This window comes from Methylotuvimicrobium sp. (assembly GCF_050611805.1).
Taxonomy (GTDB): Bacteria; Pseudomonadota; Gammaproteobacteria; order Methylococcales; family Methylomonadaceae; genus Methylotuvimicrobium.
This window is the reverse complement of record NZ_JBNGHF010000004.1, coordinates 1-19339: the sequence shown is the minus strand read 5'-3', so window position 1 is coordinate 19339 and position 19339 is coordinate 1. Positions and strand designations below refer to the sequence as shown.

Here is a 19339-nt window from a genome sequence, read left to right as displayed (position 1 = left end):
GGCCGCTCATCAAATCAATGACGAAGTTTACGGTTAAGCATTCGTCATTTTGGATGAAATCAAGAATAAGGCAGGAAGTCTGGACAGGGAAAACGAAAATACCGGAATCAATATTGGTATTCTACCTGACTCTTTGCGAGAGGATCTTCGCTGAGCCAAACAGATCAAAGTCGTAGGTTTGTTTTAATTAATTGGAGAGAAACACTGACTCTTTATAGATGCGTTGTTTCTCCAAATTTCTATCACCAAATGTTTCGGGGTAATGGGGTTTAGGGTGGAATTGACTGGCAACGGCCAATTTCAGTCATACAGTAGGCGCTGACCAATGGCTGGCAGAAAAACAGCTGTATCCCGTCAATGATTTGGGTTGTCTCATATCCAATTGTAGGTTACGCACTATGTACCCTACTGGGCGCGCCACTACCTTATTGTAAGTTTCAATTGTTTACTGATTTGTAAGCCAATAAAAACAAAGTTTATAATTAGTCAGACACACAAAGGCCATAAATTTCACATTTATTTTATTCAGAATGATCGTTTGACTTAAAAGTATTAATAGTAATAAAGTCAGGCTTTTCTTTGATTGAAGAGATAAAACCCTTTGTTGCTAAAATATTTGCGAGCTCTAGATTTTCAGTATTCAGCTCGAGCTTAGGCCGCTTTCCATATGCAGATATTTCACAAAATGGCTCTGGAAGAGATTGAATAATTTTGAAAGTTTGTTCTTCATTCCAATTAGGAATACATTTGATAAGAATCTTAACTGCATCTGAAGTCGATTGAGAATTAATGATGACTGAAGACAGAACGACATCATCAAATCTTGAATAATCCACTTCATTCGATACAAGCACATTGGAGATCAATTGTGACAAAGCTTGACTATTCTCCACGCTGTTTGGTGTAATGTCGTAAGAAATATTAACCTTACTTTCTTCGCTGATTTCACTTGAAAGCAGTAACTCTCGAGCCTCATCATTTAATGGATATTTTTCCTTTTCTTTCAGATAAATATCAATGTTCCTACTAATCAATAGAGCTAAAAGCTGAATATTATCACCGATAAAATTAAATGAATTATCAGTAAGCTTCACTTTATTGGCATTAACTAAGTGCTTGTGTTTGGTTTCTGAAATGCTGTCAGGAAAGTTTGAGTAAACCCATGGAATACAAGTTATCAGCTTACAATAATCAGAGTCATTGATGTCATTGTTGTTAATTAAAAACCGCGATAGTAATTTACTATCTTCCTCGCTTAAACCTTCTTTTGATATATTAATGCTTGAAAGGTTTTTAACAATATGTTCTCGTCTCAACAATTCATTAACGACATTGCTATCACATCCATCACATTTCAGATAAGTTGAAATATTTTTCCACGAAATAGTGACTTTTTCTTCCAAGAAGGCGTGAGACCAAATAGATTCAGGTAAGCCATCGAAGGTATCAAACACAAGTTTTTGTTTCGAAATAATGCTTTTTTTGAGCTCAACATCGATTGAATTATTATTGATAAGTGTTTTTATTGAGGCTTCACTCTCATCGCAGTTGCTCGGAAGCGTAAGAAAAATATTATTAATGTAGGTCAATATATTATTTTCGATATATTCCGTTAGTCTATCGCTACCAGCTTTTTTAATAGATGTGTAATTTTCTGTTTCAGGGTTGATAGTCGATTTAAGACTTGGGTCGGAGAACTTCTGGAGAACAAAACTCACGTTATCAATCGTAATCTCATACAGGCTTTCATCATGACAGAACTCAATAACAGAATTATTATTTTCCAGCGAACTTAAATTATGGAAGCGTACATTTAACTTTTTGAGAACATCATATTTATCAGGTAACTGAAGATCAGAGGCAAGAACAAGATAGCCATGTTCAGATAGATAATCACCAAGAATATTATCGCTGTTCATATTATTGCTTATGTATTTTGAATCAACGAATCTAATAATATATGAAATAATTTCAGCTGCATGTTTTGAAGAAATGGCTGCCGAAGCTAGTTCAGGCCATTTTTTACTTAAGTGGTGAATAAGATCATCAACATATCTACCCTTATTAAAATATGCTATGAGAAACTCTTCACAGAACTCAAAATTTATTGACATGTAACTAAGTGCAGAGTCAAGGTATTTAGAGCATAAACTATGAAACTCAATAAAATAATCAATTAGATCAACATTTAATACATATCCACGACTAAAGTCTTCCTCCCTCATATTAGCGCAAACCTCTTTAGGGGTATCAATCTTCTGGTTCGGCGCTGGATGATTAAAATTACGAATAGTTAGCAAATAATCACGATCGTTTTTGCTTAATCTACCTTCATGAAAATTAGAAATATATAAATAATAGTTTTCATCTATATATCCATTTTTAACTAAATATGTGAGTAGACGACCACCTGTTTCACCGTACTCAAGATTGGATTCATTGATTTCGATATTGCCACTCTGCAATAGTTGCGAAAGCTGTTTTAAAGAAAGATCAGAAATCTCTTTTTCTAGCGATCTGATTTCTTGTTCAATCTGGAGTTTCTTTAATTCTAAGTTATTTTCTATATTTTCCTTTCTACTTAAAAACTTCTCTCCTGGATTGATATCTGCCTCAAATTGTACAAATGATTGATTCGTGCGGAGCCTGCCCTGATTGTAGTGACCCCATAACTGTATATTTTGTTCAGTAAGAAGAGGCTTGAATTGTTCAAAAGTTGTAAGCTGAGAAAACTGTATGTTCTGGTTATTTACCACAATTCCCATTACAGGTTGGTTGGGATGTGCCACTATATAACCAACATAAGAGGCTATAAGCTCACGAATGCTTCTTAACTTTTCTGAATTTAATTTATCTAAATCACGCTCCAAGCTTGTAATCTGATCTTTTAGTTTGTCTTTAATATTTGTTAAATACTCATCCCTCTTATTACAAACATCAAAAAGAACTCCTTTTCCATGATGCAGATTTTCAAAATCATTTGGGTATACATTTTTATAAATCATCATGGCGAGAAGTTTTTTTACATCCAAATTAGCACTTTTTAGGAGCTCGTAGTAGATTTCAAATTCATTAAATATGTTATGAATAAGTCTCAGGTCATCTATATAAAGAGAAACTTCACGCAGAAACTGTGTATCAATATTTTTTGCGAAATCATGTTTTTTTAAACGCTCTTGCATCTTATCCAGTGAATTCGAGCTGTTGATAATTGGAACCACAGGAATAATGAAATCAAAAAACTTTGCCCGATTTTTATGAGCGAACATGTCATCCTTTAATGCATATAAAAACTTTATTTCGCGTGCATTTTGATTGTCATTTATCAGCTTATTGATTTCTCGAAGTTTTACAAAAATCTCAGGATTTCCAAATCTGTCTAAGTCTTCAATCACGACAACGTTATACTTTGTCTGCTCGAAAAAATAGATAATTTCATCAACATGGCGATTCAAAATAGAGTTGTCAGAACTTTCTGCCGTTTCAAATTCTGCATTTTTTAACGAAATTTTCTTTATTGAAATACCAAAAGATGCTTTATAAATATCAGAAATTATCAATACAGGTATAGATACTGTATATGAAAAAAAGAAACACCAAGCATACCAACTCAAGGTATTGTATTCAAATTCGTGAAGCTGGTGCCTATGAAGGTACAAATAAAAAATAACTATTATCCAAAATACAAAAGCCAGAGATTTTAATATTGGATGACGAGGAGTAGAGATCCTTTTAAATCGAGAATATGGTAATTTATTAGCATCTGCCCCATAAAGCATTTGCTGAAGTATGCTTCTTTCAATTAATGAAATATCGACTGCACCATGGTCATCTTCCTTGAAAGATGCTAGTGATATATTCATGAATCTGTATTTGCTATTGTTTTTCTCGTATGTTCTGATAATGCTACTTTTGCCTGATCCATAGGGCCCTGTAAGAGCAATGTTTTTAACTCGAGAGTTTTCGAGTGCAAATGTTATTGCTTTTGAATATGTTCCATCCTTATCAGCTTTATCACTAGGCGTTAAATCGGTAAAACTACTGTGTTCACTATCATCAAATCCACCTTTGAAAGCGCTGATCAATTTATAGCCGAATACTTTTAAATCCATCTTTATCCCTAAAACAATATTTTTTTCATAACCTATAGAAAAGCATAATTACCATAAGCATATCCGCCAGCTTATCAATTTGTTCTCCAAAATACTGCACAACACCCATAGGTAGTTCCGGATTTATTTCCAAATATATGTCTTCGAATGCTTGATCTACACTAAAGCCGTAAACTGGTAGTGCAACAAGAAATCCATCAGATGCCTTGAAATAACCGAGTTTATTTGCATTCAAATTGATCTTTGGATGTGTACTTATCAGCTTTTAAGCTAGGTTCATTATCATTCAACCCAACCTACTACTGCAAACCCAACATCGGCTTAATATCAATTTTCGGACATTTTCAAAACTAGAGCGAATGTCGCTTATGGGTCGAATGTTGACAGAGCAAGTACTGTGCTGCCGATTCGACCTCAATACCTGCTGCTGTAATATTTAACACCACATTTTCAAGATTTTCAGCTTTAGACACCTTCTGGAAGTTTCGATCGCATCATTTCCCGTCGGTCCAACTTGTCGCCATCAACTATAAAGGTCCCATCACCGATCGCGTGAATGGTTCGCTTCTCTTCTCGAAATTTATCAAAGTACGCCTCAACACCTTCAAGGACAATGATATTGTGCTTTTCGACGATATCGATCACCTTGCATTCAATATTTGCCAGGCATTCCTTGATCAATGGCGCCGCGACCTGCTTTGCCTTGAGTGGGGTTAGTCCAAATTTTTCCAATTTATCCGTATCGGCACCGGAACAAGTCCCCACCCCAACCACCTGATCTATTAGATCTACCGTTGGTATGGCAATGACGCATTCTTTGGAATTCCGAAGCGCGTTATACGAATAATTCCAGTATCCCGTCGTTATGGCAAATCTCGGTGAAAAATCCATGACCATCGTCCAAGAGATGGTCATGATGTTATTCTTCTCGCCATCATTTGTCGTAATCAACACAACAGGGCCAGGCTCGATCAGCGTAAACGCTTTGCTAATGGGCATTGTCTTCATCACCGTATACCTCATGCTGTTTGCCAATATATATTCGACAGTACATAGCTCTTATAATGCCGGCTTTCGATTAGGAGAATAGTAAAATACCGTTGCACTGCTTGCGCCATCGTGCGGGCGACGACACTTTCGTCCAACACGATCTATCCGTCTTCAACCTTTGGCCCGGCCTATGTTCAAAATCTACAAGGGGAGTCGCTATTTTTGCGAAAGGTTTTTCCGGGCATCCTGCTTGAAAAATCAGCAAAAATTACGCGACTGCTAATGCCTTCGGCGGCCCCGATTCGCCCTGCGTCCGTGCCACTACGCCACATCCTCGTAAACTCGATGCGGCTCCGTAGCACTCCCACAAATGGCTTGACGCCGTGTCGCGATGCCTTGTATTTTGCCTCCGCCTGCGCTAGTCGCGCAGACTCCGGCAAAACACCCGGCGCTACGGCTATCGGGGACTAAAAATCTTCACTTCGCTAGCGCTCCGTTTCCAAGATTTTCAGCGAGCGAACCATTCATATCAGCACCTCGGAAAATTCTCAGCAGCGACTTGAAAATCAGGTTGAAAAAAGTTCCCATTTTAGCATTTCCAACATCCTGGCAATTCCGGCTATGATTGTCGGAGCTATCGTTGGAACACTAGTCTTTTCCGTGTTTTTTGCCGTTTTGCTGATTCCTCTTGGAATTTTGGGATTCAAAGCATGGCGTATGATGAAATCTGCGCAGAAACAAACCATGCACGGTACAGAGGGTGACAGTATTACCGCCGAATACACGGTGCTTTCAGATAACGAAAAGGAATAAACCATCCACCATAGTGCCCAAATTTAATCCACAGAATCTGTGGATAAGCCTGTGTCGATCCCGTTACAAGTAACGACAAGTCATTGTCTACACTAGCGCCAGTTAAATTGGTTGATTTCGAGCCACCATCATGAATTCGGAAGACTTAAAAAAGCTAGTCACATTTGCTATGCCTTTCGGCAAATACAAGGGGCGAGTCATCGCGGATTTGCCTGGCCATTACCTTAACTGGTTTGCACGCGAGGGCTTTCCAAACGGTGAATTGGGCCGGCTATTGGCCTTGATGCAGGAAATTGATCATAACGGTCTTAAGCCACTGCTAGATCCCCTAAGAAAATGAGTCATTGAATTATTAATATGCCAGGAGAAACTTTTGAAGCAGTCTTTTTATGACCTAAGCTATTCTGATTTAGAGGCGATTATAAATCAAAATAACTTAAACCCGTCAGTATCCGCTATACTTTTCAATTGGCATTATAAGAAAAAAGAAACCACTCAGTGGCGTGATAAAATTTCTAAATTGGCGTTAGCCTTTCTTGAGAACAGTTTCGACTTTTCGCTGCCCGAAATTGATACGGTTTATGAGTCAAAAAAAGATAGAGCGGTAAAATTTCTTTTTAAGCTTAAAGACAATCATAAGGTTGAAACCGTCCTAATCCCGTTTAACAATAAATATTCAATTTGCCTTTCATCACAGGTTGGCTGCGCAATGAATTGTTCGTTTTGTTTTACCGGAGAACAAGGGCTGAAAAGGAATTTGACCACAAATGAAATTGTTGGCCAGTTCCTGCAGGCTTGGCGTTGGTTGGCGACAAATAGACCTGGAGAAGAGCGGATTATAAATATTGTTTTTATGGGGCAAGGCGAGCCTTTACATAATTTTGATGCTGTTAAAAAAGCGTGTGAAATTTTCTTATCTCAACACGGAACGTCAGTGGGTGTCCAAAAAATCACTATTTCAACAGCCGGTTATATTCCTGGACTTAAAAGGTGGAGCCAGGAAATCCCTGGAGTGAACCTTGCATTGTCTCTTCATTCGCCATTTGAAGAAAAGAGAAATGAACTTATTCCCATTAATAAAAAATATCCACTAGATGAGGTATTGACCTATATTGACAAGATACCTTTAAATAAAAAACAATTTATTACTTACGAATACCTACTAATAAAAGATTTTAATGATTCACCAAACGACGCTGAGCAACTCGGGATGTTACTCGCTGGCAAAAGTGCTTATATCAACTTAATTCCTTTCAATCCATACCCGGGATCACATTACAAGCGCCCGAGTTTGGATAAAGTTGAAAAGTTTAAAGAAGTTTTAGATACTTTTAAAATCCCTACTTTAATAAGAAGCGTTAAAGGCGATGACGTATTAGCCGCATGTGGACAACTTAATTCCAATAATTAAATAGCTTTCAAGTGCCAGAGAATGGGGTCGGAACAAGTTGACAATAGGTATTCATGGTTAAAAATTACATAAAGCCTGAAATTTAACCAATAAATTATCGGATGAGCCGGTGATTTTCATGGTACTCCTTTTAGAAGTAGTTTATCGATGACTGCTAAGGGTTCTACTTAGCCATTCGGAAATATGGGTTGAGTGATTCTTGTGAGTCGACGAGCGACTTTACTCCGAGTTTTAAAACATCCACCTCAAAACCCCATCCGTTGTGACCATCCCCGCCGGAAAGTCCAACCTCTTCATCGTATCCCAGAACTTACCCAACATGGCCACGTAATTCGATAGAAGCTGACAACCGAAGGCTGACCGGATTTCTAAAAACTATATGACGGATTTGGGGAAATTGGTGGGTGAATGCTCGCTAATGAAAATTTATCGTACTATTTTCCGAATTCTGAGACACCCGGAAACGAAGGTCAAATGGAATTAACTCGGGCACCATTGCTTATTTTATGCAAATACCCTTACGGCCATCCCTATACACATCCATTCAATAGGATCGGCCCATGATAATTGACGTCAAACCGGCAAAGATAATTGACGCAGGACAAAAAGGCAAAAGGCAGAAAGGCAAGAAGTACGGGAAATAGTTTCAAAAGGAATGGATAAAGGACATAGGGAAGAAGGGAAGGGGACCCTAATGGAAAGGGGCCTATCCGGAAAAGGGTAAACCCTATGCAATCGTAAAAAGGGTTTTTTATTGTTGAAATCCCTGCAAACCCGCAGACTTCTGTGTAACAAAAGCCATCTAGCACAGAGTCGACATGATGAAAACTTCCATAAAAATCCTGTTCCAGTGCTTCGCACTATCGCTGGTCGCCGGTTGTGCCACGCAAGGCGGCAAAGCAGCGAATAACGAACTTAAAACGGTCGCGCCGGCGGAAATACCCACTCCGGAAATCAACGAACCTCGTTATTCACTAATCAGCGAAAAATTCAAACCTGCCGCAGTCGTCCAGACCGGTCGATACTCGTTTGTTCCAGCAATCCCAACGCTCCCGCAACGGGAACCCTTGCAGGTCATCATCACCGTCACTATTCCAAACGACCTGCAAACTGTCGGGGATGCCGTCCATTATCTATTGAGGCGAAGCGGGTATAGCGTGGATAACCCGCCAAAACTGAATCCGCACGCCGTTCGAATGTTCCTGAATCCGTTGCCCGATGTTCAACGGAGTCTTGGACCCATGAACTTGCAGGATGCTCTGACGGTCTTGGTCACGCCCGAGCTTGTGCCCGTCATCGACCCAATTAGTCGAAGGATTAATTACGTGCGAACCGCAGAACCGGACAATCGCAATGCCAACACGAGTATTGCCGCTAACGGAGAATAACCATGCAGGAGAACAACGAAACCATCAACAACGCCGAAACCATAGCCTTGCAACCGATTCCGGACTGGGTGAAATACGGTGGAGCGGCGCTGGCCGCGGTTGTCGTCATAATCCTACTATTATTTTTTACAACAAGAGGTAATGATGAGCCGGCAACCCATCTGGTGGATTTGGAAAGTGAAAGTCGATCTTCTTTTCCTCCACTCCCTGAAAATATCGTTGTACAGCCGATAGGCGTAGCAAAAGAATTGGAACAGACGACTGAAATCGAGACGGAAAAGTTGGCCGAAGCCCGCAACGCCGATCCAGGGCACAGCCTGCCCTTTGCTTCGGATACGAGCGAAACTTTAAAAAAACTGGAACAGCTACAAACCGATCTGAGCGAATTTGAGACAGCCAACGACAGCCGGCAAAATCAACAGGACGCGCTCATCAAGGAGTTGCAAGACCGCCTTATCTCTCAACAACTGCAAATCGATCAAGTCTTAAATCGTCTAAAACCTATAAAGCCCATCCATAAACCTGTAAAGCAATTCAAACCCAAACCCAAACCTCGTCCTGTCATGGCTCCTTTTTCCTTGGTCAGCGTTGACCAATGGGGGAGCGAGTTCTATGCGGTGTTTCGTTATAAAGGACAGTTGGTAGAACTGACGATAGGGCAAGCGATCGACCAATGGACTGTCGAAGCTATGAATAGGGCCATGGGGACCGTAACCATCCAAAATCGGTCCGGAGAACGCAAGGTGCTCTCCCTACAGTCCTAAGTCAAGGTGGATGCTGTTATGGCGAATCAATCGGTTGTTGGTGTGGTGATTTCAATAGTCGCGCTGATTACATTGCCGATTATTCCATCCGTCGCGGAGCAAACGACCGAGTATCGAGATACCCAAATCAAACCGGTCGAAACGGATGACGTGCAACGCAAGCAATGGTCGTTGTCGGTACAAGAATGGAGTAGATATAAAACGCTGATGAAAGGCATACGCGGCAGCATAAGCCCGGCCAATATCTCGCCGATCGAAGTCCTCGGCACCCACGCCAGAAACGATCAGGAGCGAAAAAAATACGCTGAATTGTGGGCGCAAATGCGCTTCGAAGATGCGGAACGCATTTTAGCGTTTCAAGCGGCCTATAACGAGGCATTCAGAAAACTGTACGGTGATGTTCAGCTGATCGACATCAATAAAATACGTCCACACAATAGCGCCCAAACAATATCATCGATCACAGCGGACAGCCGCCTGTTGGTTTTTCTCAAAATCGATAACTGTTATGAATGCAAACAATTGGTTCGGCGAGTGCTGGACACTCGTTCGCTGAACAAAAATCAGATCGATGTGTATTTCGTCGACACAAAGCCGGGGCGGGATGATGAAAAGATCAAAAAATGGGTAATTGACCTGGGTATTGACCCATCACGGTTGAAAAGCGGCAAGATCACAGTGAATCATGATCGTGGCAACCTTTTAAAAATCACTCATAAAATCGATCAAGCAATACCTGTAGTCTTCAAAATGAATGCTGATTCACTCACCGCAATAAAACTATAAGCCAACGATGCCGCAACAAAAAACACTGTCCATCGATACCGCCAGTAGCAACCGATTCAGAATTCGCGAACATCAACGCCTGACGATATCGGAATCGATACTTAAAGAAATTCGTTTAGGAAATGCCATGAAGGATTATCCACCCATAAGCCAATATGAAAACGCCGAAGGTTACGAATTCTCCTGGGGGCATATTCTGGAACGGCGGGCGGGACAATATCTGGTGTGGGATTTTTGTTTCAATCAGCTCTTGAGTCAATACCTCAGCACCGGACGCCGACTAAACGATTTGCAACGGGCTGTTTTTTTGAATTAGAGCGAATAGTCGATTGCACAACGCGCGATATCGTCCAGGTTCTCAGCATGTGCGATGGATGGAAAATCATGCCGTGCTCAACTCTCGGCGTGTTTACCTTGGTCATTCACTTTACCGAAGAAAGCGAAGCCCGGGAATGGGTTGTCGACAAGTTGTTGAACAGCGTCATTCCTGAAGTCATCGGTCAATTATCCGCGAACAAGCCGGATCACAAGTAACAAACGATGATCGCCAAACTATGGGTAGTCGTTCTTGGTATGGGTCTGTCGATGGCGGATCGTCCGCTACATGCGGAGCCCATACCATCGAGTTACCAACAGATTGCGCACGAGTACGACATACCGCCTGGCGTGCTATACAGCGTGGCGCTGCAAGAAAGCCGAATGCGATTGCGTAGCCGGCAGATCCGCCCCTGGCCGTGGACGCTGAATGTTGCGGGTGTCCCGAGGAGATACCCGACCCGAATTGCGGCCTATAAAGGACTGACCTTTTATTTAGAGCGCGGTATCCGGTCGATCGATGTCGGACTGATGCAGGTCAATTGGCGCTATCACCAAGACAAGCTAGGCACGCCGTGGCAGGCGCTCGATCCACACCACAATGTCCGTACCGGGGCTAAAATACTGGCGTCGGAATACCATGAAACCCAAGACTGGTTCGAGGCGATCGGGCGTTATCACTCTCCAGGTCCCAGTGTCCAGCAGAAACGCAGAGCAAAGAAATACGCACGCTCAGTCGCGGGTATTTCAAATAATTTAAGCAAGTGAGGATGATGCAATGATCAGAAAGATACTGTCCGTCATTGTTATGTCCGGCATGTGTATGCACATCGGAAAAGCAGAAACTACCGATCCGGAATTAACCGCGCTGTTCAAGCAACAGCTGGATAGCCGAGAAGAAGTGCAGATCCAACAGAGCATGCCGGTCGAATTAGATGCCGGTAAACCCGGTTTAGAACAGGCGGTGTTGTGGACGATTATCGGGCCGACCTATTGGCGGAACCAATTGAGCATTGTCTCAAAACAACAGAATCAATGGCAGAATCTGGCGACGGTACCGGTTACCGGCATGGTGGAGGGATTCAGGCCCGTGCAAACGACTGGAATGCTCTCGGTCGAAACGAAAGTCCAGGGTCCGAGCGATCCTTTATGCTGTCCAACGCAGACCGAAGTGCTTTACTTTCGTTATCGGGCAGGGCAGTTACAAGAAATCGCACCCGGCTCAGAGTGAAGCGTGATGACGCAAACCAGACAACTGATCATCGGCTTGTTCATGTCAGGCGTGGCGTGGGCGGCTTCCGAATACAACGATTATTTGGCGGCGCTCAGTGCAAGAGAATCCAGCAGCAATCCCACCAGCGTCAACAAATACGGTTATTTAGGCAGTTATCAGATGGGGGAGAGCGCCTTGATCGATGCAGGATATTACCTAAAAGATCACACGCCGAATAACAATGACTGGACAGGCACCTGGACCGGGAAGAATGGGATACACAGTAAAGCCGACTTTTTAGCGAACGCGGCAGTACAAACCCAAGCGATCAAAGATTACAACATCAAGCAGTGGGGCTATATCAGCAATGTAGGCTTGGATCACTATGTTGGCCAAACGATCGCCGGTATCGTCATGACCGAATCGGGTTTATTGGCAGGCGCTCACCTGGTCGGGGTCGGAGGGCTTAAAACGTTTTTACAATCCAACGGTGCCCAAATCCCCAGTGATGGCAATAACACCGCCATTACCCATTACATTTCGGTTTTTAATGGTTATAACCTGGCACCGATTACCGGCAATATTACCACCGGAGGCAGTACCGGTTCCGTCAGTACGGTGGGTAATGGAAATAATGGCGTTCAGTCTCCAGTTACTACTGTCTGGCAACCGTTGATAAATCCATCGGCTGCATTCACAAACAGCGCAGGCGGCGTCAGCTATCAAGAACTTAAAACTGCGATACAGTCGATTATCGCAAGCCTACTGTTTTTATGGATCGCCTTTGTAACCTGGAGCCAATTCAAAATGTGGGGCGAAAACAGTATCTCGATCATGGCGATGAAGTCCAATATCATTCGTGCCACTGCGGTGATGATGCTGTTATTGTATGTTTTTATGCTGTGAGACGCATTGAAATCAACAATCCGTGGTTAATGAGAGCGGCGAAAAAATAGAAAAATCAAATAAAGCCGGCGAAATAAAATTCAAAGATGTATTCATCAAAATTATATCGTCCTCCCCATGCTGTATCCATGATCCCCATTTGCCAGTGGCATAATTGTAGACAAGCCCATCTTCAGCTCATAACACTATTACTCAGCGTTGGTAAAACCCCCCAAAGCAGCCACTGGTAAAGTGAAAAATGGATGTTTCTGGTTATCCGGTTACGGCCATTATGTGAAGTTTCCGTTTATGTATAGCGCTGTTGTCGCGAGCGAGATGCAATCAGGCTTGGAAGCCTAATATCTCGCCACGAGCTTTACATTATTTCCATGATTTCAAGATTGGCAGCAAAGTCTCTGAAGCTCATTTCCGACATGTATTAATATCGAAAATCATCTAATCGCCATTTTTATAGCGTCAATCCGGCTTATTCAAGGAGTAATGGTGCGCGCTGGACCAGCACTTGGTAACAAAAAAGGTGATTAAACGAGTTCATAACAGTCTCCAGGAATAGGCTAAGGAATTTCCTTTTCAGATGACTGCGGAATTTATGTTCAGCCTTACGGACGAGGTGCCTTGCTAAATCCACTGATTGCAAGCTATAAAACAATCGGAGCCAAATTACTATGCATAAAAGGAAACTTCACATAATGGCCGTTATGCAAAGCTTTGCATAACGGCCAAAAGCCGCCTGACGAAACCAAAATGCCAATGATAAATATACAGCCCAAAGCAGTCATAGGTTGTGGTGAGTTTACAAACAGCACCAATAGGGAACGATGTGGTGCATGCAACACATCCTATTGGCTAATCCGCCCAGGGTTGATATTTTCTTTGCATATTAAACGGCACAACTTTTATACGTGATTACATTTTCCCTAAATATGTAAGCATCTGACGAGCCCAAGTCAACCATTCGATTTAAAATCCAGATAAAGTCGTCAATTAGTGATTTATCATTTTTGATTATAGAAATGTGATTGTAAAAAAGTCGTTTAATCATTCTTTCCGCAGAATGTGTTGTCAAAGACATGGAAGTGGTCGCATCAGACTTGAATACTTCTGCTAGCCAACTGATGCCTTCAGGCAAAAACTCTTTTCCTCCAATTGTCGAAAATACATTTATCACTGATGAAGAATTGCTTCTTCCTTTCTCAAGAAACAATCTTTTATAAAACTCTTTTTGCCCATTCAGGACACTCCAATCATTCTCTTTTGGATTGCCTTTAAAGTCCCAGAGTAGGTATCTAATGTCTAACAAAAGAATTGGAATTAATGGGTGGTTGGTATTGGCAGAAATTAAATTAAAAAGAACTTCCCAAAGACTCCAAAAGTTTGCCTGTTGTTGTGCGTATTGCGTTAGGTCAATTTTTAGATTTCCGTTGTCGTAAAGCTTTAATACAAAAAAATCTAAAGAAGTCTTTACAAATTCAACTAAGTCATTCCTGTCAAATCTTTGGTTTTGCGTCGAGTTCGACAATGAATTAACTAATGAGGTTAAAATAGTTTTTGAAAAATCAGAATTCGCTTCCAAAAATAGATTTGCAAGATATTGTTCAATATGAAGAATTGATTCATGATGAAATTGTCTTGATTCTCTGCTTCTGTTATATGAGTAATCTTTCTCTTTGGTTAAATCGCAAAGAACAATAGGTAATACGTGATTTATGAAATCTGAAAAATCTTTATCTGTCGTGTCGTAAGGTGTAATTACAAATGCTCTTGCGAGTAAATAGCCTTCGCTTTTTTCCAAACTTATTTCAGAAAGGTCTAGCTTCAAATTCTTGGCAGAAGAAATTTGTTGAACAAATTTTTCTTCCTTTTCCTGTGCTTTATTTAAACTGTTTTCATCTTGATGTCCATAAAATTTCGAGTTGGCTTTTTTGCAGTTTGAATACATAATTAAACCAAGCCAAACTCTCTTTGCTTCATCTGGATAATGCTTAAAAAATATTTCTCTAACATATTGTGTAATTTTACTAATTTCGTGGTCTGCAATAGGTGCAAATAGCATATAAATCATTGTTGCTATTATTTCGTTTTTATCATCATCTTCTTCTGCATTTTGCATAAGCAAGTGGAAGGAGGATAATGCAGTTTCCTTCTCCATTAAATTGTAGCTTTTGCTTAATTCAAAGTTTCGGCTGAATGTATCTTGTAGTATGGCAATAATAGATTGAAAAAGCGTTTCTAAACACCATTTCTTTTGCTCTTCGGAAAGAGAAATTGAAAATTCATTTAAACCAAGAAAAGCGAGGGTTACGGGTTTACTGTATAAAAAATCTAAATTTTCAGCATTAGAATAATACTTGTGGCACTCGGTCCATTTCTCATAGCTAATCGCTTCTTTTTTTTCGTATGCTTTTGAAATTATTCCTGAATATGATGCTGCTGTTTCTTGTGCTTCACAATAATCTTGATTTGAAACCATATGTTCAACAACATCTTTTTCGTATTTGGGTTGAACAACAAATCCGCCAAGCTTTTCATCAAACGGTTGAACTTCCCACTTCCTGATGTCAATTTCATTAAGTCGTTTTTTCCACACCACATCTTCATCTTTGTTTTTTTCTTGAAGTTTGTCAAAGACATCATGAATTTGTTGATTGATTTTTCCTATGTTGAATTGATAACTCAGAATAAAATCGCTCAAACCTCTGGTATATTGCTTTCTATGTGTAAGTTGATTTGATTCCCAACGCTCGTTTTGTGCAAATGGAATATCATTATCCATTGGGGCAAGCGTTAAGTGTTCTTGATGTGCTCGGTTTAAATCCCACTCATAAAATTCTCGGGCTGATAAAAGCGGCAACATCGCTTCTTCAACTTCTTCAGGATAGGCAATTGCAACACTTGTTAAAACTGCTAATGGGGCTACATTGTTACTGTTTTGTAAAACATATTCAAATATGAATTTCAAATTAGCCTTACTTACGTCTGATCTTATGTTAGCTGTTTCTAATAGAAACTTTTCTAAACTCATTAGTAAAGATTCTATTGTGTTATTTGTAACACTTATACCTCTATATGCTGCCCATAACTCCCACGCTGCCCATTGTTTAATAATCGTTCCGTCATTCAATTCAACTTCAATTTGGGATATTTTGTGTTTATATTCGCAAGTAGCATTTACATAAAATTCAACTGAATAATTTATGAATTCAATGATGAATTTTAATCCAATCAATGGCCTTAATCCTAGTAAATTATATACGGGTGTTTTGTAAATTCCCGAAGGAAAAAATGAAATATCATACTTTATCCCCCAACATTCTTCATCGCGCAAAGAATGTCTTGCTGAGATTCTAAATATATCATCAGGAAAATCTTCTTCTTTGGGAGGCATGTATTTCCAATTTTTCCAAGCCGTTTCAACAATCAGTTCAGGCAATTCTTTTATCAGACTATGATTGCCTATGCCTGAAAGGAATTTTTTAATTACATTCTCATAAAATGAATTTAATCGCCACGAATCCCGAGTCTCCTTATTGACAAATGCTCTTGCTAAGAGTTGCTTTATTTCTTCTTTTGAAATTGAAGCCAAGTCAAACAAAATTGTAATTAAATTTGTTGATTTGCTTTTAGCATTATCTTCTTGCCAAAATTCTTTTTTATCTTCAATTTCTTTCAAGTAAATAAGAACAATAGATTTTACTGTTTCCAATTCTCTTTTTTCAATTTTGATGTATTGAAACAGTAATCTGTAATACCAATCTGCAAGAAAATTTAGTATTGAAAGTTTAATTATTTCTAATTGATCAATGTGGTCTTTAATAAAATACAATGCTTCTTTCCAACCTGAACCAATCGGTAATAGTACATTGCTGTTATTGGTTTTTTGGTCGCTTTCTTTGCAACAAGTTTTTATGATATGCAAACATCTATTGAAGAAAGCAGCATCGTTCGCAAGCAGTTCTTTTTCAAATGCAGTAAACAAATAATTGCTGTTTTCGGATTTAAAAACAGCAATTAATAATTCATCAGCCCAATATTTTTCAATTGTTTGGTCAAAAACCGTTTCCTTAATTAACGCATTTATTTTGCTGCTATTGTCAATTAAATAATCTTCAACCCAAAGCCGAAATGCACGTCTGATAGCAGGTTCGTTTCCTAAATTGCTAAACAAATCTTTTGGTTTTGGAAAATCTTCAACCTTTGAAGAAACGTATTTTACCAATGCCCAATCCTCTAAAATATCATGAGATGGGGAGTACTTTCTGTTTTGATTTTCCTGAAATACTATTTCGTCATTTTCTAAACATACTATCGCTTCCGCATCAGATTTATCGGGCTTGGTAAAGAGTTTCATTTCTTTTGCTCTCTTTAGAGCAATTTCTTTAAATGCTTCTTCTCGTTTAATCGGAAGTCCATTTTTTGTATTGGTTGAATCTACAACCAATGAATTCCACAATTTGTCTTTAAATTCTGTTAGCGAAACATTACCATAATCATCGTTTGTTTTACTGATTGCCAAAATTGAAAAGTCAAGATATTTGGGGCTTTGAAGTAGCTTTTTGACTTTTTCATTATTCAGGACACTGTTTAACTGAGGAAATTTTTCAGATACAAGCTTCAACTCCGCTTCATCAAGCGTTGGAATGTCAAATATGCTAGTATCTTTTTTGTCAATTCCGAATTTTAACGTGATTAAATCAATCGCATATTTCCGGGATGAAGCAATAATCTTTATTTCGGGGTGTTCTTTCAGCAATGCCAATAATTGTTTGAAAGCACATTCGGGTCCTGCTTCCAATAACTTTTCTAAGCTATCAATGAAAATAATTTTTTCAGGAATGAGAGAAATACAAGAGAAAATGTCTTTAATAGTTTCATTTACACCCTGACTTGAAAAGACATTTGCAATCGTAGGTTCACTGAATTGGTCTGCTCTGAAAACAAAAACACATGCATTAGGAAATTCGTTTTGAAGAACTTCTTTTATTTCTGCTGATTTACCAACACCGGGTTTGCCCGTTACAATCGTAATTTGAGAACTGCTCAATGCTCCTAATATTTTTTCAATTACTTCTGTTCTCGGTAATCGAAGTTCATTTTCGTTTTTACCGATTGAAGTTTTTATTGGTCTTAAAATTTCTTTGCTATCTGACTTTAGTTTTTCGACTGCTCTAAAGTATGGGCCTAATTGCGCATTGTCAAAATGCTTATAGAAATCCCTGTCTTTAATACTTTCAAGTGTTGCACTTCCTCCATTTGGGTTAAGCGTTGAAACGAAGGTAAAAATACTATCCCAAATTTCATTTTCGGTTGCTGTTGAATTTTTGCTTCTGCTGAGTTTAATCAAATTAAGAAAATAAGTTTTATCAACGCTCCCTTCGTTTAGGAAGTCATATTCCAAAACATCAACACATTTTAAAAACTCCCAAAGCTCCTTATCTGATAATTCGGTATTATTACTCGCCTCTTTTAATACTTCCCGAAAAACTTCTAATCGATTTTTCTTGCCATTAATTCTATTTACTTCCGATATAAAATCTATTTCTGTAGCCTTATTGGATGCCCAATTAAAAAGTGATTTTAGGTGGTTTCTTTCATCCTTCGTTAAACCATTTTTAACAACTATCAGTTTATCTCTTGTTTTGTCAAAAATTGAAGTATTAACATAATCTTTCCAAAATGCGCTAATTACTTCTTTGAACTTTTCATTGTCAGCGGTAAATGATATGTCGTGTTTTACTTGAATCAATAATCGATGTTCTCCATCTATTGATTTTGCAGTAGCCAAAAAATCATCAGTTTCATAGCCTCTGTTGGTTACTTGTAAAGCAACCTCTGATAGTTCGCCTGAAGCAATACAAGGAACATGCCCACGAATGATAAGCGTTGTGAGAAATGCCGTTTGAACGAGTTGTTCAAAGTTTGTTCCTCCACCTCCTTTTTGAAATACGCTACCCTTGTCTGACATTTCTACTCCACTTTGTTTTCATATGTCCGCTAATGGCCTGATCACCGTCATTAAATCACTTCGTACTACAGACCGTAATGGGTCGGAACCAGATGTTCAGCCGATTTAAAATAAACTATTTCTTTGTGTCCGCTTTAGAATAGTTATCTCATTAAACGCTATCTTAATCCAGGGCTCGATTCAAACGGTGTCGCTAGTGCTGATGTTAAAAAAATAGTACACCGCACAGAGTGCCGTCAAAGCAACTATAAAAAACCCTTCCAAATTGGATTCAGGGTTTTTTATTGTCAACTTCATCCCGCTTATCAACAATGACGACTCCAGCAAAAGGAGTCCGTTATGCGTTGCGTCACTGTCTGTTTCATCCTCATCGCGCTATTCGGCACGGCTGCAAACAGCGAGCCGGTGGTCCTATTCGACGCCGGCAACACGCGGCCAATGCCGTCCGGTTTGCAAATAAACCCCCCGAACTATCAACAATCCTTCCAGCTACCGGATTTCCGGCAACACTTCGATCCGCTGCCGGTCCGCAGTCACGCGCTGACGCCGGGGCCCGTCCAAGTGCGCGTCATCGATCGGCCCGGACTCGATCGCCCGGTGTTCATCGTCGGATATGACGCGCTGTCGCTCGATTGGCTTCGGCATAACCTGGAACAGCTAAAACGGCATCGTGCGACCG

16 protein-coding genes are annotated in these 19339 nt (G+C 39.9%); 12 read left to right on the top strand and 4 right to left on the bottom strand.

Translation table 11 applies throughout. The features are described 5' to 3' along the window. Positions 1-521 precede the first annotated feature (521 nt). From ACRJJO_RS03210 to ACRJJO_RS03200, 3 genes are all read right to left on the bottom strand, one after another. On the bottom strand, positions 522-4112 hold the full coding sequence (locus ACRJJO_RS03210) for a hypothetical protein (protein WP_431064491.1): 3591 nt from the start codon (positions 4110-4112) through the stop codon (positions 522-524). 25 nt (positions 4113-4137) lie between these two features. Continuing rightward, positions 4138-4347 carry a hypothetical protein gene (locus tag ACRJJO_RS03205; RefSeq protein ID WP_431064490.1) on the bottom strand — a complete coding sequence of 70 codons (210 nt, stop codon included), beginning with the start codon at positions 4345-4347 and terminating at the stop codon, positions 4138-4140. A 230-nt stretch (positions 4348-4577) separates the two neighbouring features. After that, positions 4578-5120: a flavin reductase family protein gene (locus ACRJJO_RS03200; RefSeq protein WP_431064489.1), complete on the bottom strand. Its 543-nt coding sequence runs from the start codon at positions 5118-5120 to the stop codon at positions 4578-4580. A gap of 603 nt (positions 5121-5723) precedes the next feature. Between ACRJJO_RS03200 and ACRJJO_RS03195 the strand changes: the two genes are divergently transcribed. From ACRJJO_RS03195 to ACRJJO_RS03145, 11 genes are all read left to right on the top strand, one after another. Further along, complete coding sequence (locus tag ACRJJO_RS03195; RefSeq protein ID WP_431064488.1) at positions 5724-5915, top strand: hypothetical protein; 192 nt, start codon at positions 5724-5726, stop codon at positions 5913-5915. Positions 5916-6045: 130 nt separating this feature from the next. Beyond that, positions 6046-6255: a DUF3820 family protein gene (locus tag ACRJJO_RS03190; RefSeq protein WP_125217289.1), complete on the top strand. Its 210-nt coding sequence runs from the start codon at positions 6046-6048 to the stop codon at positions 6253-6255. Positions 6256-6288: 33 nt separating this feature from the next. After that, the gene (rlmN, locus tag ACRJJO_RS03185) at positions 6289-7326 is read left to right on the top strand and encodes a 23S rRNA (adenine(2503)-C(2))-methyltransferase RlmN (RefSeq protein ID WP_431064487.1); all 1038 of its coding nucleotides are present in this window, start codon (positions 6289-6291) and stop codon (positions 7324-7326) included. Positions 7327-8144: 818 nt separating this feature from the next. After that, entirely contained in the window at positions 8145-8714 is a 570-nt protein-coding gene (locus tag ACRJJO_RS03180) for a hypothetical protein (protein WP_431064486.1), read from the top strand. A gap of 2 nt (positions 8715-8716) precedes the next feature. Beyond that, positions 8717-9478, top strand: a complete 762-nt coding sequence (locus ACRJJO_RS03175; protein ID WP_431064485.1) for a hypothetical protein — start codon at positions 8717-8719, stop codon at positions 9476-9478. Between the two features lie 18 nt (positions 9479-9496). Further along, positions 9497-10264 carry a TIGR03759 family integrating conjugative element protein gene (locus tag ACRJJO_RS03170; RefSeq protein WP_431064484.1) on the top strand — a complete coding sequence of 256 codons (768 nt, stop codon included), beginning with the start codon at positions 9497-9499 and terminating at the stop codon, positions 10262-10264. A 7-nt stretch (positions 10265-10271) separates the two neighbouring features. Next, positions 10272-10580, top strand: coding sequence for a hypothetical protein (locus ACRJJO_RS03165; RefSeq protein WP_431064483.1), 309 nt, complete (start codon positions 10272-10274; stop codon positions 10578-10580). Positions 10581-10648: 68 nt separating this feature from the next. Further along, positions 10649-10798 carry a hypothetical protein gene (locus ACRJJO_RS03160; protein WP_431064482.1) on the top strand — a complete coding sequence of 50 codons (150 nt, stop codon included), beginning with the start codon at positions 10649-10651 and terminating at the stop codon, positions 10796-10798. A 6-nt stretch (positions 10799-10804) separates the two neighbouring features. Continuing rightward, complete coding sequence (locus ACRJJO_RS03155) at positions 10805-11347, top strand: transglycosylase SLT domain-containing protein (RefSeq protein ID WP_431064481.1); 543 nt, start codon at positions 10805-10807, stop codon at positions 11345-11347. A gap of 10 nt (positions 11348-11357) precedes the next feature. Then, positions 11358-11810: a hypothetical protein gene (locus ACRJJO_RS03150; RefSeq protein WP_431064480.1), complete on the top strand. Its 453-nt coding sequence runs from the start codon at positions 11358-11360 to the stop codon at positions 11808-11810. 6 nt (positions 11811-11816) lie between these two features. Beyond that, positions 11817-12698 carry a TIGR03758 family integrating conjugative element protein gene (locus tag ACRJJO_RS03145; RefSeq protein WP_431064613.1) on the top strand — a complete coding sequence of 294 codons (882 nt, stop codon included), beginning with the start codon at positions 11817-11819 and terminating at the stop codon, positions 12696-12698. 880 nt (positions 12699-13578) lie between these two features. On the opposite strand, the gene ACRJJO_RS03140 is transcribed toward ACRJJO_RS03145, so the two are convergent. Then, complete coding sequence (locus tag ACRJJO_RS03140; RefSeq protein WP_431064479.1) at positions 13579-18660, bottom strand: hypothetical protein; 5082 nt, start codon at positions 18658-18660, stop codon at positions 13579-13581. Positions 18661-18999: 339 nt separating this feature from the next. On the opposite strand from ACRJJO_RS03140, the gene ACRJJO_RS03135 reads away from it, so the two are divergent. After that, a partial coding sequence (locus ACRJJO_RS03135) for a DUF2859 domain-containing protein (RefSeq protein ID WP_431064478.1) occupies positions 19000-19339 on the top strand: 340 nt, incomplete at its 3' end.